The 24,561-nt window shown below is 73.6% G+C and carries 20 protein-coding genes; 14 read left to right on the forward strand and 6 right to left on the reverse strand.

Annotation, left to right across the window (positions count from 1 at the left end; all coding sequences use genetic code 11):
- Positions 1-28 precede the first annotated feature (28 nt).
- Entirely contained in the window at positions 29-850 is an 822-nt protein-coding gene (locus J2S66_RS02130) for an SGNH/GDSL hydrolase family protein (RefSeq protein ID WP_310303069.1), read from the forward strand.
- Here the strand turns inward: J2S66_RS02130 and J2S66_RS02135 are convergent.
- The 5 genes from J2S66_RS02135 to J2S66_RS02155 form a co-directional block, all read right to left on the reverse strand.
- On the reverse strand, positions 835-2,628 hold the full coding sequence (locus tag J2S66_RS02135) for an ArnT family glycosyltransferase (protein WP_310303071.1): 1,794 nt from the start codon (positions 2,626-2,628) through the stop codon (positions 835-837). The two genes, J2S66_RS02130 and J2S66_RS02135, sit on opposite strands and share 16 nt — an antisense overlap.
- Entirely contained in the window at positions 2,625-3,896 is a 1,272-nt protein-coding gene (locus J2S66_RS02140; RefSeq protein ID WP_310303073.1) for a bifunctional glycosyltransferase family 2/GtrA family protein, read from the reverse strand. Before J2S66_RS02140 ends, J2S66_RS02135 begins: the two co-directional genes overlap by 4 nt.
- Before the next feature lie 38 nt (positions 3,897-3,934).
- The gene (locus tag J2S66_RS02145) at positions 3,935-5,737 is read right to left on the reverse strand and encodes an ArnT family glycosyltransferase (RefSeq protein ID WP_310303075.1); all 1,803 of its coding nucleotides are present in this window, start codon (positions 5,735-5,737) and stop codon (positions 3,935-3,937) included.
- Between the two features lie 250 nt (positions 5,738-5,987).
- The gene (locus J2S66_RS02150; RefSeq protein ID WP_310303077.1) at positions 5,988-7,424 is read right to left on the reverse strand and encodes a sensor histidine kinase; all 1,437 of its coding nucleotides are present in this window, start codon (positions 7,422-7,424) and stop codon (positions 5,988-5,990) included.
- Complete coding sequence (locus J2S66_RS02155) at positions 7,402-8,130, reverse strand: response regulator transcription factor (RefSeq protein WP_310303079.1); 729 nt, start codon at positions 8,128-8,130, stop codon at positions 7,402-7,404. The genes J2S66_RS02150 and J2S66_RS02155 overlap by 23 nt, the downstream gene beginning before the upstream one ends.
- 151 nt (positions 8,131-8,281) lie before the next feature.
- Here J2S66_RS02155 and J2S66_RS02160 point away from each other — a divergent pair, with 151 nt between their 5' ends.
- The 4 genes from J2S66_RS02160 (at position 8,282) to mug (ending at position 10,565) form a co-directional block, all read left to right on the forward strand.
- A complete protein-coding gene (locus J2S66_RS02160) occupies positions 8,282-8,863 on the forward strand; it encodes a hypothetical protein (protein WP_310303081.1) in 582 nt (193 codons plus the stop codon).
- 10 nt (positions 8,864-8,873) lie between these two features.
- Complete coding sequence (locus J2S66_RS02165) at positions 8,874-9,815, forward strand: copper resistance CopC family protein (protein WP_310303083.1); 942 nt, start codon at positions 8,874-8,876, stop codon at positions 9,813-9,815.
- Positions 9,816-9,897: 82 nt separating this feature from the next.
- On the forward strand, positions 9,898-10,053 hold the full coding sequence (locus J2S66_RS02170; RefSeq protein ID WP_310303085.1) for a hypothetical protein: 156 nt from the start codon (positions 9,898-9,900) through the stop codon (positions 10,051-10,053).
- Complete coding sequence (mug, locus tag J2S66_RS02175) at positions 10,050-10,565, forward strand: G/U mismatch-specific DNA glycosylase (RefSeq protein ID WP_310303087.1); 516 nt, start codon at positions 10,050-10,052, stop codon at positions 10,563-10,565. The genes J2S66_RS02170 and mug overlap by 4 nt, the downstream gene beginning before the upstream one ends.
- Here the strand turns inward: mug and J2S66_RS02180 are convergent.
- Positions 10,542-11,264 (reverse strand): DUF742 domain-containing protein, encoded by a 723-nt coding sequence (locus J2S66_RS02180; protein WP_310303089.1) that lies wholly within the window; start codon positions 11,262-11,264, stop codon positions 10,542-10,544. The two genes, mug and J2S66_RS02180, sit on opposite strands and share 24 nt — an antisense overlap.
- Before the next feature lie 119 nt (positions 11,265-11,383).
- Between J2S66_RS02180 and J2S66_RS02185 the strand changes: the two genes are divergently transcribed.
- The 9 genes from J2S66_RS02185 (at position 11,384) to J2S66_RS02225 (ending at position 24,494) form a co-directional block, all read left to right on the forward strand.
- Positions 11,384-11,605 (forward strand): RNA-binding S4 domain-containing protein, encoded by a 222-nt coding sequence (locus tag J2S66_RS02185; RefSeq protein WP_310303091.1) that lies wholly within the window; start codon positions 11,384-11,386, stop codon positions 11,603-11,605.
- Between the two features lie 720 nt (positions 11,606-12,325).
- A complete protein-coding gene (locus J2S66_RS02190) occupies positions 12,326-13,810 on the forward strand; it encodes a sugar transferase (protein ID WP_310303093.1) in 1,485 nt (494 codons plus the stop codon).
- 1 nt (position 13,811) lies between these two features.
- Positions 13,812-14,903 (forward strand): Gfo/Idh/MocA family protein, encoded by a 1,092-nt coding sequence (locus tag J2S66_RS02195; RefSeq protein ID WP_310303095.1) that lies wholly within the window; start codon positions 13,812-13,814, stop codon positions 14,901-14,903.
- 34 nt (positions 14,904-14,937) lie between these two features.
- Positions 14,938-15,939, forward strand: a complete 1,002-nt coding sequence (locus J2S66_RS02200; RefSeq protein WP_310303097.1) for an SDR family NAD(P)-dependent oxidoreductase — start codon at positions 14,938-14,940, stop codon at positions 15,937-15,939.
- Positions 15,936-17,093 (forward strand): DegT/DnrJ/EryC1/StrS family aminotransferase, encoded by a 1,158-nt coding sequence (locus J2S66_RS02205; protein WP_310303099.1) that lies wholly within the window; start codon positions 15,936-15,938, stop codon positions 17,091-17,093. Before J2S66_RS02200 ends, J2S66_RS02205 begins: the two co-directional genes overlap by 4 nt.
- A gap of 249 nt (positions 17,094-17,342) precedes the next feature.
- Positions 17,343-22,190: a DUF4082 domain-containing protein gene (locus tag J2S66_RS02210; RefSeq protein WP_310303101.1), complete on the forward strand. Its 4,848-nt coding sequence runs from the start codon at positions 17,343-17,345 to the stop codon at positions 22,188-22,190.
- On the forward strand, positions 22,187-22,846 hold the full coding sequence (locus J2S66_RS02215; RefSeq protein WP_310303103.1) for a NeuD/PglB/VioB family sugar acetyltransferase: 660 nt from the start codon (positions 22,187-22,189) through the stop codon (positions 22,844-22,846). Before J2S66_RS02210 ends, J2S66_RS02215 begins: the two co-directional genes overlap by 4 nt.
- Positions 22,843-23,937, forward strand: coding sequence for a DegT/DnrJ/EryC1/StrS family aminotransferase (locus tag J2S66_RS02220; protein WP_374726060.1), 1,095 nt, complete (start codon positions 22,843-22,845; stop codon positions 23,935-23,937). Before J2S66_RS02215 ends, J2S66_RS02220 begins: the two co-directional genes overlap by 4 nt.
- Complete coding sequence (locus tag J2S66_RS02225) at positions 23,934-24,494, forward strand: acyltransferase (RefSeq protein ID WP_310303105.1); 561 nt, start codon at positions 23,934-23,936, stop codon at positions 24,492-24,494. The genes J2S66_RS02220 and J2S66_RS02225 overlap by 4 nt, the downstream gene beginning before the upstream one ends.
- Positions 24,495-24,561: the final 67 nt, after the last annotated feature.

The raw sequence follows: 24,561 nt of genomic DNA on the forward strand, positions 1-24,561 counted from the left end.
TGTCACGTCGTCGCGGGATCGTCGTCGCGTGGGCGGAACGGTGCGCGGCCTGGTGGTCCTGGGCGACTCGACGACGGTGGGCGTGGGCGACCCCGTGCCCGGTGGGTGGCGCGGCGTGGGCCCGCTGCTCGCGGCGGCCTTCCCGGACGCGCGGTACCTGAACACGTCGGTGACCGGCGCGCGGGCGGGCACGGTCCGGCGCGAGCAGCTGGGGCGGGCGCTGGCGGCGCGACCGGACGCCGCCGTGCTGGTGGTGGGCATGAACGACGTCCTGCGGTCCGACTTCGACCCGGTGGCGCTGCACGCCGACCTGGACGCGGTGGTGGGCGCGCTCGTCGCGGCGGGCGCGGTGGTGGTGACGGTGCGGTTCCACGACCACGGCCGCGTGTTCCGGCTGCCCGGCCCGCTGCGGCGGGCGCTGCGGGCGCGGGTCGGCGAGCTGAACGCGGTGCTGGACGCCGTGGTGCGGCGGCACGGCGCGGGGTGCGTCGACCTGGACCGGCTGGAGGGCGCGTACGAGCCGGGGACGTGGGCCGTGGACCGCCTGCACCCCTCCGAGCTGGGGCACCGGCGGCTGGCGGCGGCGTTCGCGGCGCGGCTGGCCGAGGCGGGGTGCGAGGTGCCGGGCGCGGTGTCGCCGGTGTGCACGGGCGGCATCACCGTGACGCCGCTGCACCACGCGGGGTGGCTGGTGTTCAAGGGCGTGCCGTGGCTGTGGCGGCGGGGCCGCGACCTCGTGCCGCACGCGGCGGCGATCCTGTACCGCTCGTGGACCGGCAGGGAGGCGGTGGCGGCACCACCCGGTGCGCTGCCACCGCCCCTGACCGCCGAGGGTCAGCTCAACCGGTAGACCGTCGAGCCGCCCGCGGTGGTCGCCTCGTAGTTGTCCGCGACCCACGTGGCGATGTCGCCCCCGCCGCCCCCGCCGCCGCGGCCACCGAGGACGAAGTAGCCGATCCGACCCTCCTCGACGTACCGCCGGAACTCCTCCAGCGTCGGCGCGGGGTCGCCGCCGCTCCAACCGCCGATGCCGATGACGGCCTTGCCGGAGGCCAGGGACAGGCTCGCCGCGCCCTGCGCGCCCACCGTCGCCGCGGCCCACGTGCCGGTGGTGGCCCTGAGCAACTCGGTCAGCTCCGCGTCGTCCGCGCCCCCCACGTCCACGCCACCCATGCCGCCCATGCCGCCACCGGCGTACTCGGCAGGACCGGACACCGGGATCGAGCCGGAGTGCGGCGTGGCGGCCGTGGCGACGCCGAACGACGCGGTGGCCAGCACCGACGTCACCACCGCGAGCGCGGCGAGCCGGCGCACGCCCATCACGATCGCGGTGGACACCAGCACGGTCAGCGCCGCCACCACCCAGCGCAGGGCCGGCACCCAGTCCGGGTAGCGGTCGAGCAGCGCGAAACCCCAGAAACCGCACGCGGCGACCACCAGGGCGAGGGAGGCCCGCACGGGCGGGTGCGCCCGGCCCCGCCACAGCTCGCGGCCGGCGATGGCGACGATCGCGGCGACGCCCGGCGCGACGGCCACCGTGTAGTACGGGTGCGTGATGCCGCTCATGAAGCTGAACACGACGCCGTTGACCAGGACCCACAGGCCCCACAGGACGAGCGCGGCGCGGGTGCGGTCGGTGCGCGGCGCGCGGCGGGTGAACCACAGGCCGGCGAGCAGGCCGACGACCGCCGCCGGCAGCAGCCACGAGATCTCCCCGCCCATGGAGGCGCCGAACAGCCGGTCGATGCCGGTGGCCCCGCCGAACCCGACGTTGCCGCCGCCCATGCCGCCGCCACCGCCGCCGCCGAAGATGCGGCCCAGGCCGTTGTAGCCCACGGCCAGCTCCCACAGCGAGTCGTTGGTCGAACCGCCGATGTACGGCCGGGCGTCGGTCGGCCACAGCTCCACCAGCAGGACGAACCAGCCGGCCGACACCGCGACCGCGGCGCCCGCGCCGAGCAGGTGCAGGAACCGCTTGGGCAGCGACGTCGGCGCGGCCAGCAGGTAGGCGGCGGTGAACGCGGGCAGCACCAGGAACGCCTGGCCCATCTTCGCCAGGAACGCGAAGCCGACCGCGACGCCCGCCAGCGCCAGCCACCAGCCCGACGCCTTCTCCAGCGCCCGCACCGTGCAGTAAGCGCTCGCCACCATCAGCAGCACCAGCAGCGCGTCCGGCAGGTTGAAGCGGAACACCAGCACGGCCACCGGTGTCACGGCGAGCGCCGCGCCCGCCAGCAGCCCGGCCACCGGGCCGTTGGTGCGCTTCACCGCGGCGTGCAGCAACCACACGGCCAGCACGCCCTCGACGGCCTGCGGCGCGAGGACGGTCCAGCTGGAGAAGCCGAACAGCCTGGCGGCCAGCCCGCTGACCCACAGCGCGGCGGGCGGCTTGTCCACCGTGATCACGCCCCCGGCGTCGAGCCCGCCGAACAGCCACGCGGTCCAGCTCTGCGCACCGGCCTGGGTGGCGGCGGCGTAGTAGCCGTTGCCCCAGCCGGTGTCGGTGAGGTTCCACAGGTAGAGCACCGCCGTGCCGACGAGCAGCACGACCAGCGCGGGCCGGGTCCGGTCGCGCTTCGGCGCGGGCGCCGGGCGGGCCGTCGCGGGCGCGGGCAGGGTGGCGGTCATCGGGTGTTCTCCAGGGTCGGGTCGGGGGTGGTCGGCCGGTCGTCGGCCGTGGTGCCTGCCGGGGTGTCGCGGCCGCGGCGGGCGCGGAACACCCAGTTGCGCAGCAGCAGGAACCGCAGCACGGTGGCGAGCAGGTTCGCCCCGACGACGGCGGCCAGGTCGGCCGCCCCGCCGGGCGGCGTGAACCGGTGCAGCACGGCGAGCGCGCCGCTGGTCAGCGCGAGGCCCAGGCCGAAGACGACCAGCCCCTCGAACTGGTGCCTGCCCGCGCCGCGGCTGCCGCGCACGCCGAACGTGAAGCGGCGGTTGGCGGCGGTGTTGGCGACGGCGGTGACCAGCAGTGCCACCAGGTTCGCGCCCTGCGCGCCCAACCCGCCGCGCAGCAGCACGAACAGCAGCAGGTAGGCGAGCGTGCTGACCGCGCCGACGGCGGCGAACCGCACGAGTTGCCTCACCAGTCCGGCGGGCACGCCCGGCGCGTGCGGCTCCAACGGCCGCCTCCCCAGCTGCGCGCTCAGCTCGCCGATCGGGATGCGGCCGGTGACCAGGCCCCGGCCGACGCGGGCCACGCCCCGGAGGTCGGCGATCGCCGTCGAGACGATGTCGACCCGGCTGTCGGGGTCGTCCACCCAGTCGACCGGCACCTCGTGGATGCGGGCGCCCGCCCGTTCGGCGAGCACCAGCAGTTCGGTGTCGAAGAACCAGCCGGTGTCCTCGACGTGCGGCAGGAGCCGCCGGGCGACGTCGGCGCGGATCGCCTTGAACCCGCACTGCGCGTCGGTGAACCGGGTGGCGAGCGCGCCGCGCAGGATCAGGTTGTAGCAGCGGGAGACGAACTCGCGCTTCGGGCCGCGCACGACCCGCGCGCCGCGCGCCAGGCGGCTGCCGATGGCGAGGTCGGAGTGACCGGAGATCAGCGACGCCGTGAGCGGCGCCAGCGCGGCCAGGTCCGTGGACAGGTCCACGTCCATGTAGGCCAGCACGGCGGCGTCCGACGCCGACCACACCGCCTTGAGCGCCCGACCGCGGCCCTTCTCGGCCAGGTGCACGGCGGTGACCCCGGGCAGTTCGCGGGCCAGCCCGTCGGCGACGTCCGCGGTGCCGTCCGTGCTCGCGTTGTCGGCGATCGTGATCCGGAAGGAGTAGGGGAAGGTCCGGACGAGGTCGGCGTGCAGCTCGCGCACGCACGGCGCGAGGTCGCGTTCCTCGTTGTGGACGGGGACGACCACGTCGAGCACCGTGGTGGTCGTGAGCGTCGCGAAGGTCATGGCGCCACCGTCGTGCGCCTGGCTGGGTGCTCCGTGTGTCATCCCTGTGCCCCGCCTGTGAGCGCCGGACCGGTGAGGTCGTAGACGGTCACGCCGTCCACCTCGGTCGCCTCGAAGGTCTCCTCGACCCACTCGGCGATCCGCCGGGACGCGTCGCTGCCGCTCGGCGCGGGCATGCCCGCGCCGCCGAGGAAGTAGCGCACCCGCCCCTCCGCGACGAGCTGCCGGAACCGCTCCGGCGTGGGGGAGGGGTCGGTGCCGTTGAACCCGCCGACCGCCATCACCGGCACGCCGCTGCCCAGCTGGTACCCGGCCGCGCTGTTCGACCCGACGGCCGCGGCGGCCCACGTGAAGCCCTCGCCGCCGTCGCGCAGCAGCGCCACCAGCTCCTCGCCGGGCTCGGAAGCGTTCAGCAGGCCACCCGCGCCGCCCGCCGACGTGCCGCGCCCGCCGCTGAACAGGACCTGGCCGCCGCCACCGGGACCGGTCCGCGCCGGACCCGCGCTCGGGATCGCCCCGGAGTGCGGCGTGGCCGCCGTGGCCGCGGAGTAGGCACCGGGTCCGAGCAGCGCGGCGACCAGCGCGACCGGCACCACCACGGCGGCGGGCACGACCGCCGCCAGGAACAGGCCGACGGCTCCCAGCAGGCCCAGCACCAGGACCACCGCGGCGAACGCCGCCGACCAGTCGAGCAGCAGCAGGTAGCACTGGAGCGCCGTCACCGCGAGCGCGCCGGACAGCGCCGCCGCGGCCACCGGGTCCCGCCGCCGGCGCCACAGCGCCACCGCGCCGATGCCGGTGACCGCGCCGATCGCCGGCGCCAGCGCCACCGTGTAGTAGGAGTGGATGATGCCGTTCATGAAGCTGAACACGACGGCGGTGACCACCAGCCACCCGCCCCACAGGGCGAGTCCGACGCGTTCGGCCCTCCGCCCGGCCCACCACCCGGCGACCAGCAGCACCACCGAGGTCGGCAGCAGCCACGCGATCTGACCGCCCATCTCCGCGCCCAGCAACCTGCTCCACCCGGTCGAGCCCCAGCCGCCACCGCCGCCGACGCTGCCCACCTCGTCACCGGTGAGCCGGCCCAGGCCGTTGTAGCCGAGCGCCAGTTCCAGCACGCTGTTCCGCTGCGAACCGCCGACGTAGGGCCGTGCCGACGCGGGCACCAGCTCCACCACGAGCACCCACCAGCCGCCCGCCGCGACCACCGCCCCGAGCGCGACGACCAGGTGCCACGCCCTGCGCGGCAGCGACGCCGGTGCGAACGCCAGGTACACCAGGCCGAACGCGGGCAGCACCAGGAACGCCTGGAGCATCTTGGCCAGGAACGCGAACCCGACCGCCGCCCCCGCGAGCGCCAGCCACCCCGGCCGCGCCCCCTCGGTGGCGCGCACCGCGCAGTAGGCCCCGGCCACGAGCAGCAGCACCAGCAGGGCGTCCGGGTTGTTGAAGCGGAACATCAGCACCGCGACCGGCGTCAGCGCCAGCACCGCGCCCGCGACCAGCCCGGCCGCCTCACCCGCCGTGCGCCTCACCGCGGCGTGCAGGAGCCCGACGCTCGCCACGCCCATGAGGGCCTGCGGCACGAGGATGCTCCACGCGTTCACGCCGAACAGCCGCGCGGACAACCCCATCACCCAGGTGGCGGCGGGCGTCTTGTCGACGGTGATGGAGCCGCCCGGGTCGGTGGCACCGAAGAACCACGCCTTCCAGCTCTCCGCGCCGGCCTGGGCGGCGGCCGAGTAGTAGGCGTTGGCCCAACCGGAGTCGCCCAGGCGCCACAGGTACAGCACCGCGGTCCCGGCCGGCAACAGCAACAGGGGTAGTCGCGCTCGCATGCCCCGACCCTGACCCCGAACCCTGGGCCGCCCCTGTACCCACCCTGTGAACCCCCTGTGCCCGCGAGTCGTAAACCCGCCCCGCGCGAGTCGTGCGTTCACCCCGCGCGAGTCGTACGTTCGGGACCACCGAGTTCCACGTTTGGGCATATCGGCCGGGCGACTCGAACGTAGAACGCCCCGGACCTGAACGTACGACTCGCCGGGGCCGGACTTACGACTCGCGCGGGGTGGGTTTACGACTCGCGGGTCAGCGGGGGAGGCGGGCTGTGAAGGTGGTGCGGCCGGGGCGGCTGTCCACGCGGACGGCGCCGCCGTGGGCGGCCACCACGGCGGCCACGATGGACAGGCCCAGGCCGGTGCTGCCCGCCGCACGGGAGCGCGAGGTGTCACCGCGGGTGAAGCGCTCGAAGATCTCGGGCTGGAGGTCGTACGGGATTCCGGGGCCGTCGTCGGTCACCGCCACCTCGACGTGCTCGCCCACAGCGGACAGTCGTGTCACGACGGTCGTGCCCGGCGGGGTGTGCGCGCGGGCGTTGGACAGCAGGTTCGCCAGCACCTGGCGCAGCTTGTGCTCGTCACCGGTCACCGTCAACGCCTCGGACGGCACCTGCAACCGCCACTCGTGCTCCGGCCCGGCGATCCGGGCGTCGCTCACCGAGTCCACGACGATCCGCGACAGGTCCACCGGGTCGTGCCCCAGCGGCCGACCGGCGTCCAGCCGGGCCAGCAGCAGCAGGTCCTCCACCAGCGACGTCATCCGCACCGCCTCGGACTCCACGCGGCGCATGGCGTGCCCGATCTCCGGCGGCACGGCCTCCTTCGTGCGGCGGGTCAGCTCCGCGTACCCCCGGATCGCCGCCAACGGCGTGCGCAGCTCGTGGCTCGCGTCCGCGACGAACTGCCGCACGCGCGTCTCGCTGGCGTGCCGCGACTCCAGCGCGCCGCCGACGTGCCCGAGCAGCCTGTTCAGCGCCAGGCCGACCTTGCCGACCTCGGTGTCCGGGTTCGTGTCCTCCTCGGGCACGCGCTCGGCCAGCGCCACCTCGCCCTGGTGCAGCGGCAGCCCGGCGACGCGCGTGGCCGTGTCGGCGACCCGGTCCAGTGGCCGCAACGCCCGCCGCACCACGAACGTCCCGGCCAGGCCCGCCGCCAGCAACCCGGCCAGCGACACCCCGCCGAGGATGAGCCCGAGCCGCAGCACGGTGCTGTCCACGGCGTCCGTCGGCAGTCCGGTGTAGACGGTCTGACCGCCGGGCAGGGCGACCGCGACCACCCGGAAGTCGCCGTCCTCCAGCGACACGGTCCGCGGCGGCGCGCCCGCGGCCACCGACTCGACGGGGGTGGCCCGGTCACCCGTCAGGGCCACGGGTTGGCCGGAGGAGTCGACCAGCGTGCCCTGGAGGACGTCGCCCGTGCCTTTGATGATCACGATGGTCCCGACGCCGAAGCCCGGGCCCTCCAGCGGGCCGTCGGGGCGGCGACCCGGTCCCGGCGGCCCCAGCGTCCGGACCACGCGGTCGGCGGTGCCGTACAGCTGCTCGTCGAGCTTGTCGAGCTGGAAGTCGCGCAACGCGAACCCGCTGACCACGCCGATCACCGCGCACACGCAGGTCAGCAGGACCAGCTGCCCCGCCACGAGCCGCGTGCGCAGCGACCACGTCCTAGGGCGCAGGCTTGAGGACATACCCGGCACCCCGCATGGTGTGGATCATCGGCGCCCTGCCGACGTCGATCTTCTTGCGCAGGTAGGAGATGTAGAGCTCGACGATGTTCGCCTGGCCGCCGAAGTCGTAGTTCCACACCCGGTCCAGGATCTGCGCCTTGGACAGCACCCGCCTGGGGTTGCGCATCAGGAACCGCAGCAGCTCGAACTCGGTGGCGGTCAGGTCGATCGACGTGCCGTCGCGGCGCACCTCGCGGGTGTCCTCGTCCAGCACCAGGTCGCCGACGACCAGCTCGCCGCCCGCGGTCGACCCGGTGACGCCGGTGCGGCGCAGCAGGCCGCGCAGCCGCAGCACGACCTCCTCCAGGCTGAACGGCTTGGTGACGTAGTCGTCGCCGCCCGCCGTGAGCCCGGCGATGCGGTCCTCCACCGCGTCCTTCGCGGTGAGGAACAGCACCGGCAGGGCCGGGAGGTCCGCGCGCAGTCGGCGCAGCACCTCCAGGCCGTCGAAGTCGGGCAGCATCACGTCCAGCACGACCACGTCCGGTCGGAACTCGCGCGCGACGCGCACGGCGGACGTGCCGTCCAGCGCGGTGCGCACCTCCCACTTCTCCATCCGCAGGGCCATGGACATGAGTTCGGCCAGGGTGGACTCGTCGTCCACCACCAGGACCCGCACCGGACTCCCGTCCGGGCGGCGGAGTTCGGGGGAGGTCACCGCACGCATGCTCCGATCGTCGGTCAGGCCCTTGAGCCCTCGCTGTGCCGATCCTGTGTACCAGCTGTGAACGCCCCCGGCCCGCCGCCGGTGTCGCGCCCACAGGCACCGCCCAACGGCCGCACAGCCCGCGCACAGGCTCGCCCGGCACCGTGGCCCCATGACTACCGAAACCGAGAACACGACCTGGGGTGACGAGCCGCCGCGGGCCGCCGCTCCCGGACCGAGCTGGAACGGCCGCAAGACGCTCGTCGCGGTCGCCGTCGCCGCGGGCATCGCCGCCGCGGGCGGCGGGGTCATCTACGCGGCGGGCAACTCGGAGGCCGCCCAGCAGGGGATGGGTGGCCCGCGCGGCGCGTACGGGATGCGCGGCGGTCCCGGCTTCACGACCACGGGCGGCCCGTTCGGGGACGCCCAGCACGGCGAGTTCCAGACCGGCGAGGTCACCGGGGTCTCCGACTCGTCCATCACGGTCACGAGCGCCGACGGGTTCACCAAGACCTACCGGGTCGACGACGACACGCAGGTCAACGGCGGCCAGGGCGACCTGGCCGACATCGCGGCCGGCGACGAGGTGACCCTGGTGGCGACGGACTCGGCGGTCGACACGATCATCGAGGGCGACGTGGTGCGCGGTGGCGACGGTCGGCAGGGCCGGCCAGGACAGGACCGGTCGGGCCAGGGCAGGCCGGAACAGGACAGGCCGCCGGCCGACGGGCAGGACACCCCGCCGACCCGGTAGAAACTACGGTATGACGCGATTGGCGCTCTCGGCGTTGCTGGCGGCCCTGGCCCTGTTCGGTGCCGCGCCCCCGGCGTGGGCGCACACCGAGCTGGTGTCCAGCGACCCGGCGAACGGCTCGGCACCGGCTCAGCGGCCCACGCAGCTCACGCTGACGTTCACCGAACCGGTGCCCGCCGAGAGCGCCACCATCACCATCACCGGCCCGGACGGCAGCGCCTGGCCGATGGGGGAGGTGGCGGCCCAGGGGGCGACGCTGACCGTCCCGTTGAAGGACTCCGGCTCGCCGGCCGGGCAGTACGCGGTGAGCTGGCTGGTGCAGTCGCTGGACGGCGACTTCGTTGACGGCACGTTCGCCTTCACCCTCCCGGCGCCGGCCCAGCCGCCGGCCGCCACGAGCACCGCGAGCGGGGTGCCCGGCACGACCGCGCCCTCCGCCCCGGCGGCGACCACCACCGCCCCGCCCGCCTCGACCACCGGCCAGGTCACGCCGACCACGGCCGGGGAGACCGGTGGGCCGACCGGCGCGACGCGGTCGGCCGTCCCGGTGGCCGGGGACGACGGTGACGGCGGCGGCGTCCCGGTGTGGGTGTGGATCGCGCTGGCCGTGATCCTGGTCGGCCTGGGCATCGCCATCGCCGTCGGTCGCCGGAAGGGCGGGGAGGGGGCTCGCGGCGCAGGGGACCCCGTGCCGCCCGCCGGTCCGGCGGGTGCCGCGGGTGCGGCCCCGACGCAGGTGCTCCCCGCCGCCGGGACGCCCACCGAGCAGCTCGTGGACCCGACCGCGCCCACCGAGCAGCTGCCGGCCCAGAACCCCGGTCCGGCCCAGAACCCCGATCCGGCCCGGAACCCCGATCCGGCCCGGAACCCGGACCGACCCACCCAGCGGTTGACGGGCGAGGCGCCCGACGACCGTCCCGGGCCGACCGGCAACGCGACCGGCAAGCCGTGAGCACCGGGCGCGGGTTCGTCGACCGCGTGCGGGACGAGGCGCTGAAGGCCTCCCCGGACGGGACCTCTGCCGAGGCGTGGCGGTGCGCGACGCAGCCGGCCCCCACGCGTTCGACAACGCCCTGTTCGGGGTAAGGCTCACGGGTGCACAGCTCAAGGACCACCCGGAGCGCTCGGTGAGCTGCTTCACGCCGCCGGCCGACCCCTGCCCGCCCATCGCCGTGGAGGTGATCGCGTGACGAAGCCGTTGCCGGACGTCATCGCGCCGGGGCTGGACGTGCTGTTCTGCGGCATCAACCCCGGCCTGATGTCGGGTGCCAAGGGGCAGCACTTCGCGCGGCCGGGCAACCGCTTCTGGCCTGCCCTGCACCTGTCGGGCTTCACGCCGCGCCGGTTCGCGCCGTCCGAGCAGCACGAGCTGGTCGAGCACGGCCTGGGCATCACCAACCTGGTCGACCGGCCCACGGCGAAGGCCGACGAGCTGTCAGCCGAGGAGCTCCGCGCCGGCGGGTTGGCGTTGACGGCGCTGGCCGAGCGGTGTGCGCCGAGGGTGGTGGCGGTCGTGGGCGTGACGGCCTACCGGGCCGCGTTCGACCGCAGGAAGGCGGTCGTGGGCCCGCAGGACGAGCCGATCGGGCCGGCGCGGCTGTGGGTGCTGCCGAACCCGAGCGGGCTCAACGCGCACTACCGGCTGGCCGACCTGGTCGAGGTGTTCGGGCGGTTGCGCTCAGAGGTGGCGCAGGCCGGCTAGCACGCGTTCCAGCAGCGCCAGGTCCGGGCCGCCGGGCGCGGCCGCGTTGTCGTGCACCGCCACCACGCCCATCGAGATCAGGTCGCCGAGCACCACCCGCGCCACGCCGAGCGGCACGGTCAGCAGCGCCGACACCTCGGCCACCGAGCGCGGCCGGGTCGCGCACACCTCCACGATGGACCGCTGTTCCGCGGTGGACTCGCGCATGGCGATGGCGACGCCGTCCTCCTCCAGCGACACCAGCGTCTCCAGCCGCAGGTCGTGGTGGGAGGACGTGCGCCCGCCCGTCCACGCGTAGGGGCGGACCAGCGGTCCGGAGAACTCCTCGACCGGTTCCGGCTCGCGCGGCGAGGGCCGGGGCGTCGTCGGAGTGGGCGTGCTGCGGGCCAGGGGGATCGACGGCCGCGTGTGGTCGTCCGTCCCGTCCGCCTCGTCCGCCCTGTCGGGCTCGTCCGGTCCGTCGAGGGAGCGCCGCAGCGCCGCCGAGCCGAACCGCGCCCCGGTGGCCCCCACCTCGCCGCGCAGCGACCGCCGCCGCCTCGGCTGCTTGGGCACGTCGACGTCCTGCCCGTCCACGCCGCGCCGCAGCGCGGGCGAACCGAACCTGGCACCGGTGGTGCCGATCTCGCCGCGCGGGGACCGGCGGCGCTTGCGCTCCCCGCCGCCGGTAGGCTCCGGGTCCGAGCTGGCTGTGCTCACATCGCGGGAACGGTAGCCCTCCAGGCGGCCGGCGCGTGTCGATCGTGTTGCGAGTCCGTGCAATTCTCGTTAACCGGTGCACGTGAGGGCGCACGCGTGCCCTGGGGGATGATGGGACCATGCGCATCCGCGAGGTCGAGATCTCCGACGACATGATCAGGTTGGGTCAGTTCCTCAAGCTGGCGGACCTGGCGGACAACGGTGCGCACGCCCGTGACCTGGTCGAATCCGGTGAGGTCACGGTGAACGGCCGGGTCGAGAACCGTCGCGGCGCGCAGCTCGGGGACGGCGACGTGGTGGCCGTGGGCGGCGAGAAGGTCCGCCTCGTGACCAACCGGTAGGTCGGGCCGACCGTCGCGGCCGTGCTGTTCCGCCCCATCCCGGTGGGGGTTCCCGGACGGGGTGAACCGACGCTCACTCGCGTCCCGCGGCAGGGGTGCCCGACCGGGGGAATGGCGCACGCGCATCCCTCACGCGGGTGATCGCATGATCCTGTGGCGCGCGAAGTGGTGTCCGTCACCCTTGATCGTCCGCCCGGGTGGGAATTACTTCCCGGTTGTCACCGGAAGTGGGGAAGCCGTTGCGCCGAATAGCTGCTTCCGCTCTGTGAATGGGTGATCGCCAACCGCCACGATGCGGTCCCGGTACGTGGTCGGAAGGCCCTTTTCGGACACATTCCGGTTGCTGTGCGGAGGTCGGCGGAGAGCCCCTGTAACAGAACGGGGCCGTGTGGCGATGGTGGTGGCCGCTCGCGGCCCGGAAGGGCGCCGGCCACTGTGGACCATGACGGTACCCCGTTCCGGCAAGCCTTTTCCCGAACGGTGGGCGGTAACCCGAAGTTACGCTGTGACACTGCTGAGTGTGCGCCGTGTGTCGCACCGTGGAATGAGCAATCGGCCCACGCTCACCGTGTGTGTAACGTGCGCCGGAGTCAAGACGAATCACGGTTTGCCGAGGCGAAAAATCGCCGAGCGCACATTTGCCGTACACCACACGCGGGTCCGTCGGGGATGCCCTGCGAGCGTGCACGTCCGAACCGGCCCAACCCGGGGAGTACCACGATGAGCGAGCAGGTCCAGCCCACGCGACCGAGACCGGTCGTGCGGGTCGGCACCACCACGAACCGCACCACCCATCCCACCGTCAGCGATTGGGAGCCCGCCTACCGCTACGGCGTGATCGCCGCCGACGTCCTGTGCACCGTGCTGGTCGTCGTGCTGGCGGGCGCCGTGCTGTCCCACTACCACGCCACCTTCGCCCCGCTCCCGCTGATCGCCCTGGAGGCGGTCACGATCGCGGTCGTCGTCGGCTCGCTGTTCCTCAACCGGGTCTGGAACACCACCGTGCTGGGCCAGGGCGCGGAGGAGTTCCGCCGCCTGGGCCGCGGCCTGTTCGGCTCCGTCGTCGCGCTGGGGCTGGGTGCGCTCGCGGCCGGGCTGCCCGGCGCCCGCCTGTGGGTGTTCCTCGTCGGACCGGCGATCGCGCTGGTGGCGTTCCCGGTCCGCTACGCCCTGCGCCGCCCGCTGCACCGCGCCCGCGGCGAGGGCCGCTGCCTGCTGCCGGTGCTCGCCGCGGGCAACGTCGACACCGTCAAGGACCTGATTTCGCGCACCCGCCGCGCGCCCCACCTGGGCTGGCGCGTGGACGCCGTGTGCACAGTGGACGGCCGCGCCGAGATCGGCGTCGAACTGGAGGGCACCCCCGTCGTCGGCCGGTTCTCCGAACTGGCCGAGCAGGTCCGCCGCGGCGGCTACCGCGTCGTCGCGGTCACCTCGGACGCCTACTGGACGCCCCGCCGGCTCCAGCAGCTGGCCTGGGACCTGGAGGGCACCGGCACCGAGATGGTCGTCGCACCGGCCCTGATGGACTTCGCCGGTCCGCGCCTGCACGTCACCGGCGTGCTCGGCATGCCGCTGCTGCGGGTCTCCGAGCCGTCGTTCACCGGCGTCCGCCGGATGGTCAAGGCCACCGTGGACAAGATCGGCGCGTTCCTGCTGCTGGCGCTGCTCGCGCCGGTGCTGCTGGCCGTCGCCGTGGCGATCATGGTCGACACCCGCGGCCCGGTGCTCTACAAGCAGCGCCGCGTCGGCAAGGACGGCGAGCACTTCACGATCCTGAAGTTCCGCACGATGATCACCGACGCCGACGCCCTGCGCGCCAAGCTCCAGTCGGTCAACGAGGGCGCGGGCGTGCTGTTCAAGATGAGGCGCGACCCCCGCGTCACCGCGGTCGGCCGCGTCCTGCGGCGGTACTCGGTGGACGAGCTGCCGCAGCTGTTCAACGTGCTCACCGGCTCGATGTCCCTGGTCGGCCCCCGGCCGCCGCTGCCCGAGGAGAGCGCCAGGTACGGCCCCGACATGCGCCGCCGGCTGCTGGTCAAGCCGGGCCTGACGGGTCTGTGGCAGGTCTCCGGCCGCAGCGACCTGTCGTGGGAGGAGTCGGTGCGGCTCGACCTGCGCTACGTGGAGGACTGGTCGCTCGCCCTGGACGCGGTGATCCTGTGGAAGACCTTCCGCGCCGTCTTCGGCGGTCAGGGAGCCTACTGAGATGGTGGCCGAGGGAATGGCCGAGGAAATGGGGAACGAGATGGACCAGCCGATCGGCATCGCCGTCATCGGCGCCGGCTACTGGGGCCCGAACCTGGTGCGCAACGCCCAGGCCACCGCGGGCTTCGCGCTGCGCTACCTGTGCGACCTGGACACCGAGCGCGCCCGCCGGGTGCTGGGCGACTACTCGACGGTCCGGGTGTCGGGTTCGCTCGACGACGTGCTGGCCGACCCGGCGGTCGACGCGGTGGCCATCGCCACCCCCGCGGCCACCCACCTGCCCGTCGCCCTGGCCGCGCTGCGCGCCGGCAAGCACGTGCTGGTGGAGAAGCCACTGGCGGCGAGCTACGCCGAGGGCCTGGAACTGGTCCGCGAGGCCGAGGACCGGGGCCTGACCCTGATGCTCGACCACACCTTCGTCTACACGCCGGCCGTTCGACACCTGCGGCACCTGGTGCGCAGCGGCGAGATCGGCACCGTGCAGTACCTCGACTCGGTGCGCATCAACCTCGGCCTCGTGCAGCCCGACGTGGACGTGTTCTGGGACCTCGCGCCGCACGACCTGTCGATCTTCGACGCGATCCTGCCGGAGGACGTGCGCGTCACCCGCGTCTCGGCGCACGGCTCGGACCCGATCGGCGCCGGCCGCGCGTGCGTCGGCCACCTCACGCTGGAGCTGTCCGACGGCGTGCTGGCCCACGTGCACGTGAACTGGCTGTCGCCCACCAAGATCCGCACCATGATCGTCGGCGGCTCCCGCCGCACCATCGTCTGGGACGACCTCAACGCCGTGCAGCGCGTCTCCGTGCACGACCGGGGCGCGGACCGCATCGAGAGCGACGAGGACCGCCGCCAGGCGATCATCTCCTACCGCCGGGGCGACACCGTCGCGCCCGCGCTGCCGGAGAAGGAGGCGCTGCGCGGCGTCATGGCCGAGTTCGCGGCCTCGATCGCGGAGAAGCGCGCCCCGCTCACCGACGGCTGGTCCGGCCTGCGGGTGCTGGCCACCCTCGAAGCGGCCTCCGCCAGCCTCGCCGCCGGCGGCGAGTTCGTCGCCGTCGACCGGACCACCGGCCGCCTCGCGGCCGTCTGACCACCCGTCACAGAACCCGGAAGGAACAAGCACCATGTCGGAAGCGGCTCAGCCGATCAGCGGGCAGCGGGCCCTCGTCACCGGAGGGGCGGGCACCATCGGCTCCGCGGTGGTCGACCAGTTGCTCGCCGCCGGGGCCGCCGAGGTGGTCGTGCTCGACAACTTCGTCCGCGGTCGCCGGGAGAACCTGGCCGACGCCACCGCCACCGCGGGCGACCGGCTCACCGTCGTCGACGGCGACATCAACGACCGCGACCTGGTCGGCCGGCTGAGCCAGGGCACCGACCTGGTGTTCCACCTCGCCGCCATCCGCATCACGCAGTGCGCGGAGGAGCCCCGACTGGCGCTGGAGGCACTGGTCGACGGCACGTTCACGGTGATCGAGGCCGCCGCCGCGGCGGGCGTGAAGAAGGTGATCGCCTCCTCGTCCGCGTCGGTCTACGGCCTGGCCGAGCAGTTCCCGACCACCGAGCGGCACCACCCGTACAACAACGACACGTTCTACGGCGCGGCCAAGGCGTTCAACGAGGGCATGCTGCGCAGCTTCAAGGCCATGTACGGCCTGGACTACGTGGCGCTGCGCTACTTCAACGTCTACGGCCCGCGCATGGACGCCCACGGCAAGTACACCGAGGTGCTGATCCGCTGGATGGAGCGCATCGCGGGCGGCGAGCCGCCGCTGATCTTCGGCGACGGCGCGCAGACCATGGACTTCGTCCACGTGCACGACATCGCCCGCGCGAACGTGCTCGCCGCCAAGGCGCCCGTCACCGACACCGTCTACAACATCGCGAGCGCCCAGGAGACCAGCCTCAAGGAGTTGGCGCAGGCGCTGCTGGCCGCGATGGACTCCGACCTGCCCCTGGAGCACGGCCCGGAGCGTGCGGTCAACGGCGTCACGCGCCGCCTGGCCGACATCTCCGCCGCCGCCCGCGACCTGGGCTGGAAGCCGGAGATCGGCCTCGTCGACGGCCTGCGCGGGCTGGTCCGCTGGTGGGTCGACCTCGGTGACGAGGCCGCCGAGGCGGTCCGGTGATCCCCGTCATGAAGCCCTGGCTCGGCCAGGAGGAGGCGGACGCCGCGGCGGCGGCCGTGCTCTCCGGCTGGGTCGCGCAGGGCCCGAAGGTGGCCGCGTTCGAGGACGCGTTCGCCCGCCGGGTAGCCGTGCTGCACGCCGTCGCGGTGTCCTCGTGCACCACAGGGCTGCACGTGGCGCTGCACCTGCTCGACATCGGTCCCGGCGACGAGGTCGTCGTGCCGTCGCTGTCGTTCATCGCCACCGCGAACGCGGTCCGCTACTGCGGCGGCACGCCGGTGTTCGCCGACGTGGAGGAGGAGACCGGCAACCTGTCGGCGGCCACCGTCGGGCGGGTGCTCACCGGGCGCACCAAGGCCGTGATCCTGGTGCACCAGGCGGGAGTGCCCGCGGACGTGGAGGCGCTGCGCGCCCTGTGCGACCCGCGTGGCATCACCGTGGTCGAGGACGCGGCCTGCGCGGCCGGGTCCACCTACCGCGGCGTGCCGGTCGGCGCGGACGCGGCGTTGGCCGCCTGGTCCTTCCACCCGCGCAAGCTGATCACCACCGGCGAGGGCGGCATGCTCACCACGAACCGCGAGGACTGGGCGGTGCGGGGCAGGCGGCTGCGCGAGCACGGCATGAGCGTGAGCGCGGCGGAACGGCACTCCGGGGGCAAGGCGGTCGTCGAGAGCTACCTGGAGACCGCGTTCAACTACCGCATGACGGACATCCAGGCCGCCGTCGGCCTGGTGCAGCTGACCAAGCTGGACGCGATCGTGCGGCGGCGGCGCGAGCTGGCGGCGCGCTACCACGAGCTGCTCGCCGAGGTGTTCGGCGAGCGGTCGGGCCTGCGCGCGGTGCGCGACCCGGAGCACGGGACCACCAACTACCAGTCGTTCTGGGTCATGCTGCCCGAGGGGACGACACCGGAGCAGCGCAACGAGGTCCTGGCGAGGCTCGCCGCACGAGGGGTGTCGGCACGCCGCGGGATCATGGCCGCCCACCTGGAACCCGCGTACGCGGGGCACCCGCACGTCGACCTGCCGGTGACGGAGGTGTTCACCGGCCGGTCGCTGATCCTCCCGCTCTACCACGACCTGACGGCCGCCCAGCAGGACACCGTGGTCGAGGAGCTCCACGCGGCGCTGTCCCGGTCGCCGGTGTCGCGCTAGCAAGGCACGACGACATCCCCGTCCGCGAGTGGCGCCGCCCGCCCGCGGACGGGTTGTGTCGCACAGTGGCTACTCTCGGTCACCGTCCGCTGAGGCGGTCGGGTGAGCGGTGGTGCGTCCACTTCCCCTGTGGTGTAACGCGTACCGCGACTCCCACGACGATCGGAGCAACAGCGCTCCGCTGGTCGATGTAGTGCCGACGTGATCACCCGCAGTGATCAGGTCGCTTTGTTCGAAAGGTGAACCCCCATGACCGCCGATGCGACGCGGGCGAGACCCGCGCTTGCGGTGCACCTGCTGCGACTACTGGTGGTGACCGCCCTCGTGGTGTCGACGGTGGTCGTCGTCTCGGTGCTGCGCGCGCCCGAGGCCGCCGCCGCGCCGTGCGACGCGCCGGTCGTGAACAAGGTGGCCTGCGAGAACACCAGGACGGGCACCCCGAACTGGCAGGTGGGCTACCGCGACGACAGCATCCTCGGGTTCACCACGGACATCAGCGTCAACCCCGGCGGCCGGGTCGACTTCAAGATGCTGACGAGCGCGTCGTCCTACCACATCGACATCTACCGGCTCGGCTGGTACCAGGGCGTCGGCGCGCACTTCAAGGAGCGCATCACCAGGAACACCCCGCAGAACCAGGACCCGTGCCTGCGCGGCACGGACGGCAGCGCGCTGATCGACTGCGGCAACTGGCAGACGTCGCTGAGCTGGAACGTGCCGGTCAACGCCGTCTCCGGCCTGTACTACGCGCGGGCGCACCGCGGGGACACCGGCGCGGAGAACGAGATCGTGTTCGTCGTCCGCGACGACTCCAGCACCTCCGAGGTCCTCTTCCAGACCTCGGACTCCACGTGGGTGGCCTACAACCGCTACGGCGGCAACAGCCTGTACTTCGGCGACGGCCCCGGCCAGGGCGGCCAGGCGTACAAGGTGAGCTACAACCGCCCGTACACCGGCGGCGACGGCGACGACAACTTCATCTTCAACGCCGAGTACCCGATGCTGCGCTTCATGGAGGCCAACGGGTACGACGTCAGCTACACCACCGACGTCGACTCGGCGCGCCGCGGACACCTCATCAAGAACCACGAGGTGTTCATGGCCGTCGGCCACGACGAGTACTGGTCCAACGAGCAGCGCGCCAACGTCGAGGCGGCCCGCGACGCCGGCGTGCACATGGCGTTCCTCACCGGCAACGAGATCTTCTGGAAGCACCGGTGGGAGAAGTCCATCGACTCCTCGCAGACCGACTGGCGCACCATGGCCTGCTACAAGGAGACCAAGGGCACCCAGAACGACAACCTGGCCGACTGGACCGGCACCTGGCGCGACCCGCGCTACAGCCCGCCGCAGGACGGCGGACGGCCCGAGAACGCCCTGCTGGGCAACATCTTCACGGTCAACGGCCGCCGCGAGGACTCCCTCCAGGTGCCCGCCGCGTACGGCAGGATGCGGCTGTGGCGGCACACGTCGCTGCAGAGCATGAGCGCGGGCTCCACCTACACCTTCCAGCCGGGCACCCTCGGCTACGAGTGGAACTCGGTGGAGGACAACGGCTTCCAGCCGCCCGGCGTCGCGCAGCTCTCGCGCACCACGGTCACCATGGACGACGGCCCGTACGTGCTCCAGAACCACGGCGACCTCTACACCCCGGACACCAAGACCCACGCCATCACCTACTACAGGCACCCCAGCGGCGCGCTCGTGTTCGGCGCGGGCACGGTGCAGTGGGCGTGGGGCGTGGACGACGAGCACGCGTTCCTCACCAACACGCCGACCTCCGACATCCGGATGAAGCAGGCCACGGTCAACTTCCTGGCCGACATGGGCGTGCGGGCGACCACCCTCCAGTCGGGTCTGGTCCAGGCGACCGCCAGCGGTGACACCGCCGCGCCCACCGCGTCGTTCACCTCCGTCCCGCCAGTGTCGTCGGTCGGCGCGGCGTACACGTTCTCCGGCACGGTCGCCGACAACGGCGGCGGCCAGGTCGGCGGCGTCGAGGTGTCCACCGACGGCGGCACCCGCTGGCACCCGGCGGTGTGGCAGGCCGGGCAGACCTCGTGGAGCTACACCTACGTGCCGAGCCAGTCCGGCCCGGCGAGCCTGCGGGTCCGCGCGGTGGACGACTCGGCGAACCTGTCGAACCCCGTCGTGGCCACGCCGGGCGTCAACGCGCGCACCTGCCCGTGCGGGTTGTTCACGAACGGCGACGTGCCGGACACCGTCGACAGCGGCGACCCGTCGCCGCTGGAACTGGGCGTGAAGTGGCGCGCGAACAGCGACGGCTACGTGCGCGGCGTGAAGTTCTACAAGGGACCCGGCAACACCGGCACCCACACCGGCACGCTGTGGTCGGCCACCGGCCAGGTGATGGCGACCGGGACGTTCGTCGACGAGACGGCGGGCGGCTGGCAGACGCTGGTGTTCGCGCAACCCGTCGCGGTGACCGGCGGCACCACCTACGTCGTGTCCTACTTCGCGCCCAAGGGGCACTACTCCTACGACCTGGAGTACTTCCTCCGCGAGCAGCGCTACCTGGAGCCGCTGACCGGCCTCCGGAACGGCGTCGACGGCGTCAACGGCCTGTTCCGGTTCGGCTCGACGGGCTTCCCGACGCAGTCGCACTGGGGCAGCAACTACTGGGTCGACGTGGTGTGGGCGCCGGACCCCGGCCCCGACCTGCGCGCACCGCTGCTGGTGTCGAACGCCCCGCTGAACGGCGAGGGCACGGTGTCGCTCACCCCGGCCGTCTCCGGCACCTACGACGAGGTCGTCGCACCCGGTTCCGCGCAGTTCACGGTCACCGGCCCGAGCGGCGCGGTGTCCGGTTCGACCGCGCTGTCCGGCGAGGGCAAGACGGTCACGTTCACGCCCGCCCAGGCGCTGAACCCGAACACCGCCTACACCGCCGCGCTGCGCGTCCAGGACGCGGCGGGCAACCAGACCGTGCAGACGACCTGGACGTTCACCACCGGCGCGACGCGGCCGACCACGTGCCCGTGCACGGTGTGGGACGACTTCGCCCGGCCCGCCACCTACACGGCCGACGACACCACGCCCATCGAGGTGGGCACCAAGGTCCGCTTCAACGGCAAGGGCGAGGTGCTGGGCATCCGCTTCTTCAAGGGCGCGGGCAACACCGGCACGCACACCGGCACCCTGTGGTCGTCCACCGGCCTGATCATGGCCACCGGCACGTTCCAGGACGAGACGGCCGCCGGCTGGCAGAAGCTGACCTTCGCCTCGCCGGTCCAGGTGCAGGCGAACACCACCTACGTCGTGTCGTACTACGCGCCCAACGGTCGCTACTCGGTCACGCCCGGCGGGTTCGCCGGCGCGGGCGCGAGCCACGCGGGCCTGCGCGCGCTCGCCGACGGCGGGGACGGCCCCAACGGCGTCTACCGCTACGGCGCGGGCGGCGGGTTCCCGGAGTCGACCTACAACGCGACGAACTACTGGGTCGACGTCGTCTACCGCAACGGCCTCAACGGCGACACCACCCCGCCGGTGATGACCGACCGCTCCCCGGCCGCCGACGCCACCGGCGTGGCCGCGACGGCACCGCTCACCGCGTCCTTCAACGAGGCCCTCGACCCGGCGTCCGCCCAGATCTTCCTGACCGACCCGCGCGGCGCGAAGCTCACCGGCTCGCTGTCGCTGTCGGGCGACCAGAAGACGGTCACCTGGACGCCGTCGGCGAAGCTCGTCCCGAACACCCGCTACACGGCGAGCGTGCTGATCGCCGACGCCAACGGCAACCCGCTGCCGGAGCCGGTGACGTGGTCGTTCACCACGTCACCGACCGTGATCTGCCCGTGCTCGCTGTTCAGCGGGGCGAGCACGCCGACCATCCCGGCGGCGGCCGACAGCGGCACCTACGAGCTGGGCGTCCGGTTCACGCCGACCGCGGGCGGCCAGATCACCGGCGTGAAGTTCTACAAGGGCGCGGGCAACACCGGCACCCACACCGGCACGCTGTGGTCGCCCACCGGCCAGGTGCTGGCGACCGGCACGTTCCAGAACGAGACGGCGGGCGGCTGGCAGGTGCTGGCCTTCGCCGCACCGGTCTACGTGTCGGCCGGCGTCACCTACACCGCGTCGTACACCACGACCACCGGCAGGTACTCGGTCGATGCCGGGTACTTCAGCGGGTACTCGGTGGCCTCCGGGCCGCTGAGCGCCCCGGCCTCGGGCGACGGCGGCAACGGCGTCTTCCGCGCGGGCACCGGCCACCCGACGAACTCCTACGCGGGCGGCAACTACTGGGTGGACGTGGTCTACCTGCCCAACGCCGACAACACGCCGCCGGTCGTCAACGGGCGCACGCCGCTCGACGGCGCCACCGCCGTGTCCCGCACCGCGCCGCTGACCGCCACGTTCGACGAACCGGTCGACCTCGGCTCGGCGCAGTTCACCCTGGTCGACTCCGGCGGCGCGAAGCTCGCGGGCGCGCTGACCCTGTCGGCGAACCAGCAGCAGGTCACGTGGACCCCGGCCGCTCCCCTGGGCGGCGGCACGACGTACACGGCGAGCCTGCGCGTCGCGGACGTCTACGGCAACGCCATGACCGTGCCGGCCACCTGGTCGTTCACCACGACGACCGCGGGCGACTGCCCGTGCTCGCTGTTCAGCGCGGCCACCGTGCCGACGGTCCAGTCGGCCGACGAGGGCGACGCCTACGAGCTGGGCGTGCGGTTCGTGCCCTCGGCCAACGGCCAGGTCACCGGCATCCGGTTCCACAAGGGCGCGGGCAACACCGGCACCCACACCGGCACGCTGTGGTCGGCCACCGGCCAGGTCATGGCGACCGGGACGTTCGTCGACGAGACCGCCACCGGCTGGCAGACGCTGGTGTTCGCCCAACCGGTCCTGGTCAACGCGGGCACGAGCTACGTGGCGTCCTACACCGCGCCGAACGGCCACTACTCGGTCGACACCGGGTACTTCATGGGCCACTCGGTGACGGCGCCGCCGCTGAGCGCGCCCGCGACCGCGGAAGGCGTCCCGAACGGGCTCTTCAAGGCCGGCTCGGGCTTCCCGGAGCAGTCCTACGCGGGTGCCAACTACTGGGTCGACGTCGTGTTCACCACCGGATGAGCGCGGCACCCCGGCCACTGCTGCTGGTGGGCGGGGGCGGACTGGCCCGCGAGGTGCTCGCGGCCGTCCGCCTCCTCCCGGAGCGGTGGCGCCCCCTCGGCGCGCTGGACGACGACCCGGCGCGCCGCGGCGCGGACCTGGACGGCCTGCCGGTGCTCGGCGGGACGGACCTGGTGCACGAGAGGACCGACGCGGCGGTGCTGGTGTGCGTGGCCAACGCGCACCGGCCCCGCGGCCGGCTGGGCGTGGTGGCCCGGCTCGGCCTGCCGGAGGACCGGTACGCGTCCGTGGTGCACCCGGCGGCCTCCGTGGCCGCCGGCGCGGTGGTGGGACCGGGGACGGTCCTGCTGGCCGGAGCGGTGGTGACGACGCCGCTGCGCTTGGGGGCGCACGTCGTCGCCATGCCGCACGTGCTGATCACGCACGACGACGAGGTGGGCGACGGCGTCACGTTCGCCGGCCGCGCGTCGCTGGGCGGGTCGGTGCGGGTGGGGGAGTGCGCCTACCTCGGACAGGGCTCGGCGGTCCGGGAAGGCGTGTCGATCGGTGCGGGCGCGGTGGTGGGCATGGGCTCGGTGGTGCTCACGGACGTGCCCGCGGGTGAGGTCTGGGCGGGGAACCCCGCCCGGCGGCTGCGAGAGGGGAACGGTTCGTGATCGACATCCCGCTGGTGGACCTGCGTGCCCAGCACGAGCAGGTCGCCGACGAGGTCGCCGAGGGCTGGGCGGAGGTCCTCGAGACCACCGCGTTCGTCGACGGTCGCCAGGTCGCGGAGTTCGAGGCGGAATTCGCCGCCTACCAGGGCGTCGAGCACTGCGTCGGCGTCGGCAACGGCACCGACGCCCTGGAGTTCGCGCTGCGCGCCCTGGGCGTGGGACCGGGGGACGAGTGCGTGGTGCCCGCCAACACGTTCATCGCCACCGCCGAGGCGGTGGCCCGGACCGGCGCGACGCCGGTGCCGGTGGACTGCGTGGCCGACACCGGCCTCATCGACACCTCGCTGGTGGCCGCCGCCCTGTCGCCGCGCACCAGGGCACTGCTGCCGGTGCACCTCTACGGGCAGGCCGCCGCGGTCGAGGAGCTGAAGCGGTTCGGCGTGCCGATCGTCGAGGACGCGGCGCAGGCGCAGGGCGCGCGGCGGCACGACGTGCCCGTGGGCGGTCTGGGCGACCTGGCGGCGACCAGCTTCTACCCGGGCAAGAACCTCGGCGCGTACGGCGACGGCGGCGCGGTGCTCACCTCCTCGGAGGAGCTCGCGACCGCCGTGCGGCTGCTCGGCCGGCACGGGTCGCCGCGCAAGTACGAGCACCCCGTGCTCGGCTTCAACAGCCGCCTGGACACGCTCCAGGCCGTGGTGCTCTCCGCGAAGCTGCGCCGCCTGGAGGGCTGGAACGACGCCCGCCGCGCCGCCGCCGACCGGTACGCCGCGCTGCTGTCCGGTGTGGACGGCGTCACGCCGCCGGTCGTGCTGGGGGGCAACCTGCCCGTGTGGCACCTGTACGTGGTGCGCGTCGCCGAGCGGGACCGGGTCCTCAAGGCCCTGCACGCGGCCGGCATCGGCGCGGGCATCCACTACCCGACCCCGGTCCACCTGACCGGCGCGTTCGCCGGCCTGGGCCACGCTCCCGGCGACTTCCCGGTGGCCGAGGCCACGGCGGGGGAGATCCTGTCGCTGCCGCTGTTCCCGGAGATCACGGCCGCCCAACAGGAGCGGGTCGTCGAGGCGCTGGCGGAGGCCGTGGAGTGAGCGTCTTCGTCCACCCGAAGGGGTTGTGCGAGAGCGACGACGTGGGCGACGGCACGCGCGTGTGGGCGTTCGCGCACGTGCTGCCGGGCGCCCGCGTCGGCCGCGACTGCAACATCTGCGACGGCGCTTTCGTGGAGAGCCGGGCGGTGCTGGGCGACCGGGTGACGGTGAAGAACGGGACGCTGGTGTTCGACGGCGTGACGTGCGAGGACGAGGTGTTCCTCGGACCCAACGTCCTGTTCACCAACGACCTGCGCCCCCGTGCGGCGATCAAGCGGGGCGGTGACGAGCTGCTGACCACGCTGGTGCGCCGCGGCGCGACGCTCGGCGCCGGCACCGTCGTGGTGTGCGGTGTGGAGGTCGGCGAGCACGCCTTCGCCGCCGCCGGGTCCGTGGTGACGAAGGACGTGCCGGCGCACGCGTTCGTCGCGGGCAACCCGGCCCGCCACAAGGGCTGGGTGTGCGCCTGCGGTCAACGCCTGGACGCCTCGCTCGCGTGCCCGGATTGCGGCACCCGGCACGTCGAGGGCGCCAAGGGGCTCGTCACCGCCCCCTGAAACGCGCCGGGCCGGCCCGGAGACCGCGCCGCACGGAGTGGCGTGCGGCCCACTCGACGCGCACCTG

The sequence above is a fragment of the Saccharothrix longispora genome (genome assembly GCF_031455225.1).
Taxonomy (GTDB): domain Bacteria; phylum Actinomycetota; class Actinomycetes; order Mycobacteriales; family Pseudonocardiaceae; genus Actinosynnema; species Actinosynnema longispora.